The 14,166-nt window shown below is 36.9% G+C and carries 20 protein-coding genes; 3 read left to right on the forward strand and 17 right to left on the reverse strand.

What is annotated here, in order from left to right:
• Window positions 1-7: 7 nt before the first annotated feature.
• The 5 genes from NST02_RS18315 to NST02_RS18335 form a co-directional block, all read right to left on the reverse strand.
• Window positions 8-1,723: a terminase large subunit gene (locus NST02_RS18315; RefSeq protein ID WP_340949466.1), complete on the reverse strand. Its 1,716-nt coding sequence runs from the start codon at window positions 1,721-1,723 to the stop codon at window positions 8-10.
• The gene (locus NST02_RS18320) at window positions 1,723-2,226 is read right to left on the reverse strand and encodes a phage terminase small subunit P27 family (RefSeq protein ID WP_095306801.1); all 504 of its coding nucleotides are present in this window, start codon (window positions 2,224-2,226) and stop codon (window positions 1,723-1,725) included. The genes NST02_RS18315 and NST02_RS18320 overlap by 1 nt, the downstream gene beginning before the upstream one ends.
• 108 nt (window positions 2,227-2,334) lie before the next feature.
• Window positions 2,335-2,706 carry an HNH endonuclease gene (locus NST02_RS18325; RefSeq protein ID WP_340949469.1) on the reverse strand — a complete coding sequence of 124 codons (372 nt, stop codon included), beginning with the start codon at window positions 2,704-2,706 and terminating at the stop codon, window positions 2,335-2,337.
• Window positions 2,707-2,771: 65 nt separating this feature from the next.
• Window positions 2,772-3,092: a hypothetical protein gene (locus tag NST02_RS18330; protein WP_340949472.1), complete on the reverse strand. Its 321-nt coding sequence runs from the start codon at window positions 3,090-3,092 to the stop codon at window positions 2,772-2,774.
• Window positions 3,093-3,650: 558 nt separating this feature from the next.
• Window positions 3,651-4,091, reverse strand: coding sequence for a hypothetical protein (locus NST02_RS18335; protein WP_340949473.1), 441 nt, complete (start codon window positions 4,089-4,091; stop codon window positions 3,651-3,653).
• Window positions 4,092-4,750: 659 nt separating this feature from the next.
• Here NST02_RS18335 and NST02_RS18340 point away from each other — a divergent pair.
• Both NST02_RS18340 and NST02_RS18345 read left to right on the forward strand, forming a co-directional pair.
• Window positions 4,751-6,619, forward strand: a complete 1,869-nt coding sequence (locus NST02_RS18340; RefSeq protein ID WP_340949474.1) for a DEAD/DEAH box helicase — start codon at window positions 4,751-4,753, stop codon at window positions 6,617-6,619.
• A 1-nt stretch (window position 6,620) separates the two neighbouring features.
• Window positions 6,621-6,938, forward strand: coding sequence for a hypothetical protein (locus tag NST02_RS18345; RefSeq protein WP_340949475.1), 318 nt, complete (start codon window positions 6,621-6,623; stop codon window positions 6,936-6,938).
• A gap of 27 nt (window positions 6,939-6,965) precedes the next feature.
• Here NST02_RS18345 and NST02_RS18350 read toward each other — a convergent pair whose 3' ends face one another.
• The 8 genes from NST02_RS18350 to NST02_RS18385 all read right to left on the reverse strand — a co-directional run bounded on the left by NST02_RS18350 (window position 6,966) and on the right by NST02_RS18385 (window position 10,766).
• Window positions 6,966-7,409, reverse strand: a complete 444-nt coding sequence (locus tag NST02_RS18350) for an ArpU family phage packaging/lysis transcriptional regulator (RefSeq protein ID WP_340949476.1) — start codon at window positions 7,407-7,409, stop codon at window positions 6,966-6,968.
• Window positions 7,410-7,462: 53 nt separating this feature from the next.
• Window positions 7,463-7,912 (reverse strand): hypothetical protein, encoded by a 450-nt coding sequence (locus NST02_RS18355; protein ID WP_340949477.1) that lies wholly within the window; start codon window positions 7,910-7,912, stop codon window positions 7,463-7,465.
• Entirely contained in the window at window positions 7,903-8,106 is a 204-nt protein-coding gene (locus NST02_RS18360) for a hypothetical protein (RefSeq protein WP_340949478.1), read from the reverse strand. The genes NST02_RS18355 and NST02_RS18360 overlap by 10 nt, the downstream gene beginning before the upstream one ends.
• Window positions 8,070-8,453, reverse strand: coding sequence for a dATP/dGTP diphosphohydrolase domain-containing protein (locus NST02_RS18365; protein WP_340949480.1), 384 nt, complete (start codon window positions 8,451-8,453; stop codon window positions 8,070-8,072). Before NST02_RS18365 ends, NST02_RS18360 begins: the two co-directional genes overlap by 37 nt.
• Entirely contained in the window at window positions 8,450-9,034 is a 585-nt protein-coding gene (locus NST02_RS18370) for a hypothetical protein (protein WP_095306777.1), read from the reverse strand. The genes NST02_RS18365 and NST02_RS18370 overlap by 4 nt, the downstream gene beginning before the upstream one ends.
• Entirely contained in the window at window positions 9,031-9,240 is a 210-nt protein-coding gene (locus NST02_RS18375; protein ID WP_340949482.1) for a hypothetical protein, read from the reverse strand. The genes NST02_RS18370 and NST02_RS18375 overlap by 4 nt, the downstream gene beginning before the upstream one ends.
• Window positions 9,237-9,401: a hypothetical protein gene (locus tag NST02_RS18380; protein WP_340949483.1), complete on the reverse strand. Its 165-nt coding sequence runs from the start codon at window positions 9,399-9,401 to the stop codon at window positions 9,237-9,239. Before NST02_RS18380 ends, NST02_RS18375 begins: the two co-directional genes overlap by 4 nt.
• 330 nt (window positions 9,402-9,731) lie before the next feature.
• A complete protein-coding gene (locus tag NST02_RS18385) occupies window positions 9,732-10,766 on the reverse strand; it encodes a DNA cytosine methyltransferase (protein WP_445678159.1) in 1,035 nt (344 codons plus the stop codon).
• A gap of 141 nt (window positions 10,767-10,907) precedes the next feature.
• Between NST02_RS18385 and NST02_RS18390 the strand changes: the two genes are divergently transcribed.
• A complete protein-coding gene (locus NST02_RS18390) occupies window positions 10,908-11,258 on the forward strand; it encodes a hypothetical protein (RefSeq protein WP_340949486.1) in 351 nt (116 codons plus the stop codon).
• An 8-nt stretch (window positions 11,259-11,266) separates the two neighbouring features.
• Here NST02_RS18390 and NST02_RS18395 read toward each other — a convergent pair whose 3' ends face one another.
• From NST02_RS18395 to NST02_RS18410, 4 genes are read right to left on the reverse strand one after another with little or no spacing between them, the layout of a single operon-like run.
• Complete coding sequence (locus NST02_RS18395) at window positions 11,267-11,740, reverse strand: hypothetical protein (RefSeq protein WP_340949488.1); 474 nt, start codon at window positions 11,738-11,740, stop codon at window positions 11,267-11,269.
• Window positions 11,741-11,786: 46 nt separating this feature from the next.
• A complete protein-coding gene (locus NST02_RS18400; protein WP_340949489.1) occupies window positions 11,787-12,098 on the reverse strand; it encodes an IDEAL domain-containing protein in 312 nt (103 codons plus the stop codon).
• 4 nt (window positions 12,099-12,102) lie between these two features.
• Window positions 12,103-13,407 carry a replicative DNA helicase gene (locus NST02_RS18405; RefSeq protein WP_340949492.1) on the reverse strand — a complete coding sequence of 435 codons (1,305 nt, stop codon included), beginning with the start codon at window positions 13,405-13,407 and terminating at the stop codon, window positions 12,103-12,105.
• Entirely contained in the window at window positions 13,373-14,152 is a 780-nt protein-coding gene (locus NST02_RS18410) for a replication protein (protein WP_340949494.1), read from the reverse strand. The genes NST02_RS18405 and NST02_RS18410 overlap by 35 nt, the downstream gene beginning before the upstream one ends.
• Window positions 14,153-14,166: the final 14 nt, after the last annotated feature.

A 14,166-nucleotide genomic window follows, 5' to 3' on the forward strand; every position in this document is an offset into this window, starting at 1 on the left:
CACCTCCTTATAAGTCATTAACTGAAATAAAGCTGATATTTCCGCTTCCTGAATTCGTCTCAGCATATCTAGCTTGTACAAACCCGGTGATTATTGCGGCTATCGGATCTATTCGTTCGCGAGATTTACGTTTTGATAATCGAATATTTTCATTAGCGTCAATTTCGGTCATTGCATTTCCAATTGCCCATGCTAAAAGTTCATCCCCGTCATGAGTGATCTTCTGTTGATATGAATGTTCTCTAAAATCCTTGGTCGGTTCGCTTAGTGTTTGAAATCCTTGTCGGACCTCAACAACCGTAAAACCTCTCGCATTCATATTTTGAGCAAATTGAGTAGCGCCATATGGGTCATAACAAAGTAAAATAGGGTTCCATCCTTCTTCCTCCACTTTGTTCGCTATCCAATCTTCGATGTATGAATAATCAACTACCGATCCAGGAGTAACACTCAACCAACCTTTATCAATCCAATGAGCATAAGGTACTCTATCCTTCGCCTGTCTCTCTTTTAAAGCATCTTCAGGCATAAAGGAATGTTGCTTAACATGGAATCCGTAATCCATTGGAAATATAAATCCTACTGAAGACAAGTCAATTTTTTTGGATAAGTCGACACCGATATATACATCTTTTCCGGTTAAATCAGGATCCTCATCCACTTTGCAAGCATTCCATTTCGACAACGGCATATAGCCGCCCTGCTTCTGATCAACCCACAAATTCATGTTTTTAGTCAGAAACTTCGCCATTTTTTCAGGTACATCAAGCGCAGCCTTTAACCTTTTTCGAAGATATTCGATTCCATTCTCATAAGAGCAAAGAATCGGGTTAGCTTTTTGCCAATTTGACTCATCGCTCACATCATCTTCTTTATCCAATTCATTGATCATGACAAAGTAATTGTCATTCTCTATCGGACTATTAGGGTCCAAGATTTGAGATACATAATGATACTCAACCCGATAACAAGGATTATTCAAATCAAGTCCAGCCGTAGTGATAATCATCATTAATGGTTGTGGTCTCGCTCCCATACCAGATTCAATGATTTCATACATTTCATCTGTTTCGTGGGCATGGTACTCATCAATGATTCCACATTGTGGGTTATATCCATCACCGCTTTTACGATCCTCTTTAGATAACGGTCTAATAATAGAATCACTTTTAATATGTGTGATGGTCCCATAGGCTGTTCTAAATTTATCAGCTAGGTCTCCACAACCCTCAATCATTTTTTGTGTTTCTTCCCAAACAATTTTTGCCTGTTCTTTCTTCGTAGCAGCACAATAAACCTCTGATGATGGCTCCCCAAAGGCTGATGCTTCATAACTGCCAACTGCGCCAAGCGATTGTGATTTTGCGTTTTTACGACCTACTTGCCAATAACCTTTTGAAAATCGCCGATATTTCGTAACTCGATGAACCCATCCATATATATTCCCAAATATAAATTTTTGAATGATATGTGGCTCAATATGCTGCCCGGCGAGAACCCCTTTTCTGTGTTTAAAGAGTCGCATCCAGTCTAAAAATCTTTCACCTTTTGACTCATCAAAAACATAAGGAAAATCGTCTGTATCTTCTCTTTCAAGGTCAAATAAAAAACGCTGACACGCCCATTTATGCTTTTCGCAGGCTATAATGTCACCGTTTATCACTTGTTCACTATATTCAATTAGTTGAAACCTCAAAGATGGCTTTGTAAGAACATTTTGCATTAAACATCACCGAACTTCCTCTCAAACTCTGTCGGAGTATGCTTCGGTGGATCTGCTTTTGGAATCACAAGTTTTAGGCGTGATGTAATGGAAAGGCCAAGTTCGCTAGCCGCTCCTTTGCATTCGTTAAAAAGTAGATTCTTTGTTTTTTGCAATTTAGAGTAAGATTCGTTTAGGCTTTTAACACCATCTGAAACATCAATCGGCTTCATGCTTCTTAACAACCTAACAATTTTTACATATTCCGTTCTGCTGTCAATATAACGTGCTAACCCATCTACATCTAAATTGCTAAAAATTTTCAACTTTATTAGTTCATTTGCAATCTTATAAAACTCATCTTTTTGCTTTTTTGTTAAATAAGATGGTGCAACAATATTCTCTGTACTTCCTCGAATAGCATTTTCTTGCTCTTCTCTTTCTTTCATTTCCGCTTTAGTTAGATGGTTTGAACGCCCTTTTCCTTTGATCACTTCAAGTGGCTGCCTCGGTCTACCTGCCATATCCATTTCACCTCCTAAAAAAATTTGAATAAACGGATTTTTGTGCACAGAAAACTGCCCGTCGGTCTATACGGAATTTTATTTTTTACTTTTTCGAGAGGGGGGCTATCAATTCCCAGCTCTTTCCCTCCCTGTTTTCTTATTATGACAAGATTGGCATAGTAGCCAAAGGTTATCTAAGTCTAGCCGCTTACTCCAATCCTGCTTTAATGGTGTGATATGATCCACGATGACACCTGGCACGATACGCTCTTCTTTTAAGCATTGCTGACATAGACCATTATCTCTGGCTATCACTATGCCCCTAGCTTTACGCCACGCCCAAGACTTATAAAAAGAGTTAGATTTTTTATCTCGTTGGTGCCGGTCATAATACTTTTGCTTTTCGGATGATGCCTGCTTATGTTCCTCACAGTATTTTTCCTGAGTTAAATTTCGGCATCCTATTTTGTTGCATGGTTTAAGTGGTTTACCCGTCATACAATTCAATCCATTCTAAGACAAAATAGAAAACACCTCTAAAGAGGTGTTACTTGTCCTTTAACTTATTCTTCCCTTTCAACAATTCTTCTCGCTTCATCCATACTCTGTTTAATCAAAGCCTTTAATTCAGTTTCTTTTTTGGATAATGTTGCAAGTGTTTGTTCATCCATTTCTTTTACTGATCCGTGTAACTTTCTCATTTTTTTCTGAAGCTTCTTTGTTTCTTGATTTGCATAAAAGGCAATGTACTCATGCTTGCAATGTGGGCACCGAAAATAAGTTTTCTCAATTCCATTTTTCACTAGCTTTGTTTTGAGTTTGTTAATTGAAAATACCTTTTTACATCCAGCATCACATGTGGCTTGGATAGGTTTATCGCTCATTCTTTATTCTCCTTTCGCTCTTGACCTTAATGTTTCTGTTGACGAGCTTTATATTCAACCATCAGTTATCCTCAATTTCATCAAGAGTATTACTGAGTCCGCATTCAATACATTTGGATATGATATAAGGACCTTTATCATCTCCGTATATTTCTATTTCTTCCAACTCTCCACCGTATTCTGGACAAGTAGTTTTATCAATTTGATCTAATTCATCAGCCAATGCTTTTGCGTGTTTGGCAATAGCTTGTAACTTCGCTGAGAGTTTATCTGTTTCTGCATTTAGTTGAATAGTAATACTTCTTAAAGATTTTATCCTCTAGCAAATTCATTTGCTAGTATATTTTCTTTAATATTTTCTTTAATATTTTCTTTAGCGTTTTTGTATATAATGTAGGAAAAATTTTTATCGTACCACACCTGTAGGACGATATAGTACCACAATTGTAGTACGATATCGTACCCTAACTGTAGGACGACGTTATAGTACTACACCTGTGGTACGAACAAATTTTCGTATATAAAAAAGCACTCCCGAAGGAATGCTTCTAAGTTGCATTATAATTGCTTTATTTGTTTTGTGAGGTACTTTAAATTCCCCTCAAAATACTTTTGATTGACGTAGGAAACAGCACATAAAAAGAAATTTAATATATAACTAGCAAGCAAATATTTGCTAATTTCTATATTTAATAATGGAACTAGGGTCAAACTTGTTAGAAAAGATAACAGAAAACTAAAAGTTAATGCTCTTAGTTCGTGTACCCTAGTTAAAAGATGAACGAATCTACTCTTTAATTTATCAGCATTTATGTTTTGCATCATAATTAAATCTAAATCAAATTCGTGTTTATAATATTTTTTCCAGTTATTCCAAACTACAAATCCAAACAGCATACTTACTTGATGAATTACATAACCCACAGGTACGCCGATTGCCGTTAAAGTTGCAGCTATCCCGATTATTGCAATATCATTATTTGTCTCCATAAAATCCATTAGAGGCAGGTTTCCAATATAGGCATTAAGTAAAACAAATAAAAGAAATATCCACCCTGGAATTCCCCATCTTATAAGATGTTTTGTTTCAAAGTTTATGGCGTTCACCCCCAATAACATATTTTGTCTTTAGATAAATATACCAATAATCGATTCAAACTAAAAGCCATCACTCACTGCGGTGGATGGCAAACCGTCCCGATCCATTCCTTAACAACTGGGATCGCTGTTAAAACAGGAGGAGATGTTTATAGTCGCTTTAAAGGCAGTGACTTTGCCCCAGGAATGGAATATCAAATATAAAAAGAATAATACACGGGTAAGGATTTGCACCTTACATACCTATGGTTATCAACTATAGTTGGCACGTCACTAGGGACCTCTTTTGTGTCTACCTTTTCCACCACCGTGTAGAAAAAAAGAACTGACCAAGAAATTGTCCGTGAAAGGAATTCCTTAATCAATTCCCGATGTTATAACTTTAACAGTGTTAAAACCAAATAACACAAAAAATATTTATGATTTTTTTATGAATTTTTTTTAATATTTTTCTCTTTTTTTTAAAATATTTAAAGGATTCTCTAGAAAATGTGTTGAAATAATTTTGTATAGGGGATGTAAATATTTGTCGGATGAAAAAGTTAAGAGGGAGAGAAATCATGTCATATTTTAAAACAGCTAATCCAAATGTTTTTGAAAACGAGTATTTAAGAGAGCCGCAAATTAAAGCTTATGAGAAAATTTTGGAACATTTTAATGAAAGGAATAGTTCTGAACACGCCCTTGTTGTATTACCTACAGGAACTGGTAAAACCGGATTAATGGGAATTGCTCCGTATAATATTTCAAATGGTAAGGTTCTAATAATAACACCACAAACTGTAATACGAGACTCTGTCTTAGGATCTTTAGATCCCTTATACCCCAAAAACTTCTGGCTATACACAAGAATATTTGACAACTACAACGAGTTACCTTCAGTTATTGAATACGATAAATCACTTACTGATGAAGTTATAAATAGTGCGGACATAATTATTTTAAATGTACATAAATTACAGGAACGTCTAGACTCTTCACTTTTAAAAAGAGTTGGAAAAGATTTTTTTGACTTTATAATAATCGACGAGGCACATCATTCGGAAGCAAACACATGGAAAAGAGCTATAAAATACTTCCAAAAAGCTAAAGTATTAAAGGTAACAGGAACTCCCTTTAGAAGCGATGGACAAAAGATACATGGTGAGGAAATTTACAGCTACAGCCTTGGAAAAGCAATGGCGAAAGGATATATAAAAAGTCTTGAAAAAATTGATTATATACCAGAAAATCTTTATCTTACTCTAGACAAAGATTCCTCAAAACTTTATTCATTAGAGGAAATTAGAAATATGGGTTTAAGAGATGAAGAGTGGATCCAGCGTTCAGTAGCTTTATCTCCAGAAAGTAATAACAGTATTATTGAACAATCAATAAAACATTTAGAAGAAAAGAAAGAAAAGACTGGTAATCCTCATAAAATCATCGCTGTTGCTTGTAGTATATGGCACGCAGAACAATTGTTATCTCAATATGAAGAAAAAGGATACAAATGCTCAATTGTACATAGTGAAATGGAAAAACACGAAAGAGAAAAAGAATTTGCAAAAATAGAAAATCATGATGTTGATGTAGTAATTAATGTAGCAATGTTAGGAGAAGGATACGATCATAAATTCTTAACTATTGCAGCAATACTTAGACCATATAAAACACTCTTACCGTATGCGCAATTCATTGGAAGAGTGTTAAGAGCCATTTCAGAAGAAGATGTCGAGCGTTTATCAGAAGAGGACAACATAGCAGTAGCCATTCATCATAAAGAATTAGGTTTAGATACTCTTTGGAACTATTACAAAAAAGAAATAAAAAAGCGAGATATTATTAAGAGAATAAAAACTGATTACCCTGTAGATCCAAGCGAAAAAACTCCTTATAATATCGATTTCGGTGTAGTGAAGGAATCAGAAAGTTACTCTACTGAAAGAGAGGCATTCATAGATAGCGAGCTTTTAAAAAGACGCGAAATAGCTGTTGCGCAGGAAAAAATGAAAATAGAAGAGTTACAACAGTTGCTTGAAATTTCCGAAGAGAAAGCAAAAGTTTTATATCAACAAAGTCTGAAATCACAAGACAAGGAACGTTATTTACGACCAGATCTTTATCTTAAAAGGAAAAAATCTGAAATTGACCAACTGATTAGAGAGGATATTATCCCTCAACTACTCGTTGACTTCAATTTAGAATTGTCTAGTAACGAACTAACCACTAACCGATTTATTCTTCCAAGAAAATACCAATATATCTATAAAACTGCTAAAAATAATGGAGCTTTACTTGGCATATACTTTAATCACTCCTTGAAAAATTTTATCGGTGATGGAAGAGAAGATTGGAAGTTAGATGACTACGATCGAGCAATAAATAATGTCTATGAAATAGATTCACATCTTCGTGCAGTTATGAGAAAATACTTTTGGGGTGAATAAAATGAATTATGATATTATTGAACGACTTTTTGAAGAACTGTATGCTCCTAAACTGACTCCTTTTGAGTTACTTGAAAATGCCCGTCTTTCTAATTATATTTCGGTTAATTTCCATTCTGAAGACAATTATTTAATCGGTGTAACCAAATGCTTTCTTGAAACCGGAGACCAAGCAGAATATATCTACACATTTAATTCTGAAAACATGCTCATTAGCATAAACGAGAATATAAGAAATGAAATAAGAGAAATTTACAACCGTTATAAAGAAATCAATGGTCTTTATAACAAAGTATCAATTAAAAATAAAGTCATTTAAATAAAACCTCCTTCTAATTAGGAGGTTTTATTTTTTAGTAATCGCTATGTTTAGATTGAGTGCTAATCGATAAAATGCCTTCCATCTAATTTTAGAATATGTGGTAGCACTTATCGGCGGCTGAAACTTAAAACAATACACATTATAGTCCGTCAAATATTCGCTATCCTCGCTCATATAACGTTCTTCGATTAAAAACCTTTCCATCTTCGGCAAACGCTGTACAGCCTTTTCTGTTCGTTCACAGAAGCGTTTCCGATATAATTGTTCATCAGCATTGTAAATGGCAATACTTCCTGTTTGATCGCCAGTCTCATTAGTAGGACTATGATACCGCACCTCTGGACTAGCTGTAATGGATGCTTCTCTCTCATCAAATGTTAAATACTTAAATAAGCGATACTTCTCTAGGTGCTCTTCCACTTTAGTTTGTGTCGCTTTTCTGTCTAATTCGGGTAGCTCAAAGCTCAAGATGTATCACCCCTCAATTAACAATACCCTAGGAGTTACCCTAGGGCAAACTACTACTCTAGCTCATCATTGGACAACTCGTCCTCATTCGAAACATCATCCAGCGACATCTGATCAGTCACAACACTTGCGGTACCATCTTTATCTACTGTATATTCTACACCTTCATGCTCTTCGTAAAACTCATCTATGCTCATTTGTGACTCCACGATATGGAGTGTCACATCAGAGCCAGCTCTACGGTAAAAATTATATGATTGGTCTGAGGATGTATCGCCTTTGACAATGAACTCTAATACAGTTTTCTTGCTGTCCTTTGCAGATTTACTGAACTCACAAGTTAATTTCTGATCAACACCCTCGATTTCCAATTCAACCACTTCACGGGTTAATTGATTAAGTTCCTGCTTTTTCTCGTCCTCACCTTTTACATAAAACTGCACAAGCTCCTTTTTGCTATCTTTAGTTTGTTTATTAAAATGAGCCTTAACGGTTACTTGCATGCTTTATCTCTCCTTTTTTTCTTATTTTCCATGGTCATTAAACATCCCAAACCATTTCCATTTTTTTTAACGTCACTTGCTCTTACCCAGCCGCGATCTTCGTGAGACTTGATGACTCTTTCGATTGTTCCTGGGTTCATTCCAGTGACAACCTTCTTTAACTTTCTTGGTCTTTCTTCTCTCCATCCGGCCATTTGATGACCTCCTTCACCCTAGTTGGAATGTCCTGCAATTCTGGATGTTTCTCTTCCGTCCACATGGCGCAAACTAAATTCCAAGTGGCAGCACATAAATGATCCTCGTCTTCCTGTCCATCAAGATATTTCATGAGATGTCTCAATGCCGAATCTATATAACTGTGAATGGGAATGCCTTTCTGCCAGTTATACTCACCGTATTTCTCTGCGCCTTTTTCAAAGTGCTGGGAAAGTCTTAAAATTGCAGTTGGTGGAAGTAAATCGAGTCGTCCTTTCCCTTCTTGCATATCACGAACCGCACCTGTCTCAAATTCTCTTCTATTGCCCGAGTCTTTAATAATCATTTCGACTTCACTCTTCTCTTTGGCTTCGCTTTTTTCTTAGGATTTAGAATATTGTCGATTACCTCTAATTGATGCTTTGGAGCAAGAACTGCACCTGTATGTTGTGCTAAATAAAGATTCAAAGCGATTCTAGCCATAATGTAAGCATCAACTACGTTGTCGCTGTTATAATAAAAACCGTAAATATCCTGAACAGCTTCCATCACAACTTTTTTCTTTTCCTTACCCTGCAACCTGACTTTATTTCCTTTTTCACCCTTCCAATCAGTGACACCAACATATTTCTTAACAGAACTTGGAGCAACTTCGAAATAATTCATTCCTCTTCTGAGTAAAGACATCCTGATACCCCATCCAATGCCACCTAACTGAATAGCCTGTTGAGACGCATATCCAAATCCCTCAATAACAATGTAATCATTTTTTTGAACATGTCTCATGACCTCATCAATGAGAGTCGCCATTCTTTTAGGATCTTCTTTTCCTACTCCGGTGAGTTCTTTAGCGACTAAGACTTGTCCATCTTCATCAAGTGCAACAAACCCCGTCTTAGTAGATGGGTCAATCCCCACAAATCTCATACTCTTGTCCTCCTAGCCCAAGGAATTTCATGAGCGATTGAATGAAATATTTCTCTTTCCTCATGAGAAATCTTCATACTTGCCTTGCCATGATAATAAAGGGCAGTTTCAGCTTTAATATCTTCATAGTGTCCTTTACAAAGTGACACATTTGCCCAAGTCTTATATGATTCTTTTCTGCACCCGAAGACTCTGCACCCTTTCATCTAAACCACCTATTTTCTTTATTTTCAATATCCACTTGTAAAGCCTTTTCTTTCTTCCTACGCTGCAATTCCTTAGTTGCTTCATACCGTTTTTTCATTCTTGCTCCTTCGTCTTGTGCAATATCATAGAGTTGCTGATCAGTAGCTTTAGTTAGATCCATATCAGCACATCCTTACTTAATTTCGAATGATTCTTCTTGTTCTTTTTGCTTACTTTTGCAATTATGGCAAACTCTCTTTTTGCTTACGATTGTGGTTTTTTTAAGTGGGTAAAGCTTGAAACAAACGCTACAGCTAATTAGTCTCACTGGCTCGACCTCTTTTCTTTTCGAACTCTAGATAATGAGTCTCACAAAATACGAAATTTCCATTCTTGGTTTCTACGAAGAAATCCTCAGACTTTTCTATATAGAGTGTTTTGCCACATACATCACATGTTTCGTATTTATCCACGAATATCACTTCCTAGGACATTCCTTTACTCTTTTGTTTCATAATCTCTTAGCAATTTCATAAATGATGTTAACTGTCACACTATTGCCAGCTTGCTTATATAACTGGCTATCTGAATTTACTTTTTTAGCCTTATCAAAAGCCCAGTCTGGGAAACCTTGAAGTCTCCAACATTCTCTTGGGGTTAATCTTCTAATTCTGTATCCATCACTTATTCCGAATGTCCCTGCATGAGTAAAACTTGTGTTTCCATTAGCTGTAATAGTTCCAACGTTTCCGTCAGTTCGTTTTCTCTTGTTGTACATATCCCACACTTCGAAATCAGGGACAACAATTTTGTTACCCTCACCTTTATTAGTAGTTAGAGTTGGAGCAAGTCCTTTGCTGTCGTATACTTGACCATTCATTCCATTTCCAGAAGGATTAAGGTTTCCTTTTACAAGTACCTTTGGTTCAAGACCACCACCTTGAAAAGTCCTTATACAGGTTGATATACCTGTTGGATCAAGAACTTCATTTGTTTGTCTAAATCCTTCTTTTAGATGGCCAATGATTCTAATAGAGTTTTCGTTTTTTCTGTTGATAGGAAATATTTTTCTGGTACTTGCTCTTCTAAGATGTCCGATAATGAACACTCGTTCCCTGTTTTGTGGGACTCCGAAGTTTTTAGAGTTAAGCACATCCCATTCTGCATCATACCCGACTTCATCCATGGTTCTGAGGATAATCTCGAACGTATTCCCATTTTCGTGGTTAAGGAGCCCTTTGACGTTCTCAAGGAATAAATAGCGTGGTCTGAGAATAGATGCGAAGCGCATAATCTCAAAGAAGAGAGTTCCTCTAGTATCTTCGAAACCTTTCCGCTTTCCAGCAATTGAGAAAGCCTGGCACGGAAATCCTCCACAGATAACGTCTGTATGTCCGATTCCTCGAATAGACTCATCTGAAACTGTTGTGATGTCATGAGCTGTCCATTCTCCTTTCGTATCATAAATAGCTTCATAGCTTTTTCGAGCGAATTTATCTACTTCAACATATCCAACGCAGGTGTGACCAGCTTGTTCCATTCCCATTCTGAAACCGCCAATCCCTGCAAACAAATCTAGGAATCTAATACCGATCACCACCTAGTTAACTTAATAATTCTTGTAGTTATTAGAAAAAATTACTATAATTAAATAGTTTAAATATGAGTATTATGAGAGGTTTCCCCCATGAATATAAAAGAACTATTTAATAGTTATAAAAATGGAGATAGTACAGAGAAACTTGGAATTATTAGTAATTTAGTTACAATTTTCACAGCTATCACAGCACTTATCACTGGTCAACTCTTAACTTTGAAATTCGTTATTAGTAACACTACGTTTATTGCTATTGCATTTTACATAATTGCTATGGGTATCTCCCTTTTAATTTTTTTCTATTATCTAAAAGGGTCAGCAATCTTACTTAAGACATATAAATCCTTCTTAGTTCAAGTATCTATGATTCTCATTGCAACTGGTGCTTTAATATTTGCATGGGTTATTATCTGGAGTTTTATTTTAACTTTTTCTTATTAGTAATTTCCTTATAAAATCAGCATTTCATGTTCAAACAAACTTACATCTGCTGGTTGTAATGGTGGAGGCATTCTGTCTTTTGGTAATTGCAAAAGAGGAAGGCCTCTCTTTTTACTTACACCAATCTTTCTAAAGCCAGCTGCATGAAAAGTTCCACCCTTTAAATGCTTTCCAACATAAGTGATAATGCCATCTCTTGGTGGGCTCCCCCATTTAGCTGCAGTAATTCCTAATGCTAGAACTATCAAATGGGAAGAAAGATAATTTCCTTCATTACGAAACAATGTACATTCCCAAGCATTAAAGCCGTCATCCCTAATACCTTGCCACGTCACCCACAACGCTTTTTCATCTTTTGACAGTAATACTATATTCTTACCAGGTCGGCAAAACTGATTAGTGCCCGGCTTCTGTCTTGTATAATGCCGATCTGCTAAAGTTAATGCTCTTGGATCTCCTTTGTTGACTTCAATCCAGCACAACCTTACCGCCCCTTTCTTTTAGGAAACATAATACAAATCCAGTTATCTAAAACGGTAATTCCTCCGGCAATTGCGCTGTGAGCTCTCTAAACCATTCCTCATCTTTAGTATCTAAAGCAAGGTTTATGAGTGCCGGCAGGTCATCTTCATTTATAGAATCTTTACAAGGATAAACTAGCTCCTTTTCGACCCACAAAGAACTTTTCATTGATTTTCCTTTAGGGTCACTGGTGAATTGTACCTTTACATCACCATCATCCGGATCACGTTTAAGAACAAACCCAATAAACTCCTGCCCCCTGCTATTAACAACCCGAACCCAATCACCGACTTCAAATTGACTTCTAATCGTTTCCACAACCTCACTCCTCTCTTTTGAGCTCCGAAAATCTTTGCCTATACCCCTGAAACAACAACCTAAAATCATTCAATCCCGTATCTCTCCCCTTTGCGATCGTCTGTTGAATCACCTTACCTCCACTTGTCGTATCATTTGGATCATGCCAAAGGAACTCTACAACATCAGCATCCTGTTCAATGGAGCCTGATTCTTTTAAATGGGAGAGTTGAGGCTTAGATGCCGTTTCGAATGTTCGCGACATTTGGGAAAGCATCATCAAACAACAATCCAAATCCATAGCGATTCTTTTTGCTTCGCCCGTCACATTCCCAATTGCTGTTGCTCTCGACTCACCCTTTTTCTGCGGGATACGCATGATTTGCAAGTAATCAATAGCAATAACCGCAATTCGACCATGCTTCTTTTTAATTTGCTTAGCTGTCGCCTTAACCTCATCAATAGTGACCCCGGCTGAGTCTTGAACATATAAAGGCAAATCCTCAAAAGCTTCATAAGCAATCAATATTTTGTCCATATCCTTTGAATCAAGGTTTTTGTGTTTAATTCTTTGATATGAAATCCCTGTCGCATTAGACAGCCATCTATCAATTACTTGCTCCCTACTCATTTCTTGAGAAAAGAGCAATACCGCACCTTTATTTTGCATAGCCACACCTTGTAACCTTTGTAAGAGTAAAGCTGTTTTACCAACTGATGGACGACCAGCCGAGATAAAAAGCCATTTTCGCCATAAACCTTTAGCCCAAGCGTCAAACTGTTCAAATCCTGTCGGGATATATTGAGCAGGAGTTTTCAAATGCTTAAAATAATCCTGTCTCATTTCAGCAAATGTTTTCATCTTGGCATTATCTTGAGGTCTCATTTCAGAGACTAAGTTTTCAATATATGAAAAGAACTCTTCGTCGCTGTCGTAATCGTCTCTGGACATTCCCTTGATGATATCCGCAGTGTTTTTCATTCTCCGTTCCATCGCTTTGGATCGAATGATCCTCGCATAATACTCCACGTTGGCAGTAGTTGGACAAGATGCTGCTAGGTTAGACAAATAATTAACTCCGCCAATATTTTTGACCCCTCCGAACCGTTCGAAGGCTTCAGTAACAGTGATGATATCTACAGGATTCCCACGCTTTTCTAGGAATCTCATAACTTTATAAATTTGTTGATGTCGTACGCTTGAAAAGTCTCTATCCTCAAGAAAAACAATGTCATCCAAAACATTCGAGTCCAAGAACACTGCACCTAAAACAGATTGCTCAGCAGCTAATTCTTCAACTCCAATCGAATGCATCAGGATCACCGCCACTTTCAATCCACTTTGTAAAGGCAATATCTTTATCTCGGCTATCCTTAATAACTTCTCTCATAGGCATTACAGGTTTTTTCGCAGCGTTCATCTTGATAGCAAGTTCTCCGAATTTCTCTCTAAGCTTCTTAGCAGATAGGACATTGGTTTTCCAAAAATCGTCCTTTGTCACCCAATCCATAACATCTTTTGCAAGGTACTTGTTCACTCCATCAATCTCAATAAGCTTCCGAAAATCATCTGCCCAGGACTGTAAATTCGCTTTTCGGATAAGATGCTCCACTCCTGCCTCTTTTGCCACGGCCGACACAAGACCATGAAAGTAAATTGCCATCTTGAAATAGGTGTTATCCTCGCTATATTTCTGTTTTTTCGCCTTTTTGGGCTTTTCAACTTTCTTAGGCAGCTCTGGTTCCGGTGAGCTAACTGGTTGCTCGGTCCACTCTTCATAATTTTTGTTAAAGCTCAATATCCTTCCCCTCCTTTTACCAATCCCAACGACTGTCACAATTTTTCTATCAATGAGACAATCTAATTCTCGATCTACATGGCTTTTCGTGGTGTTGACTTTTTCCGCGATCATAGCAAGTGGTAATTCATGTGCTTTTCTGCGGAATCCGTATGTAAAGCGCCATATGACCATAACGATTCTTAATTGTGTGCCATTGAGATTGGTCTTGGTTATTTGCTCTAAAATCTCGTTGGCAATCCTTGTATGGCCGTTTTTAAGTTGTGGACTTGCCATCACGAGACCTCCAA

This window comes from Robertmurraya sp. FSL W8-0741 (assembly GCF_038004005.1).
Classification (GTDB): Bacteria; Bacillota; Bacilli; order Bacillales; family Cytobacillaceae; genus Robertmurraya; species Robertmurraya siralis.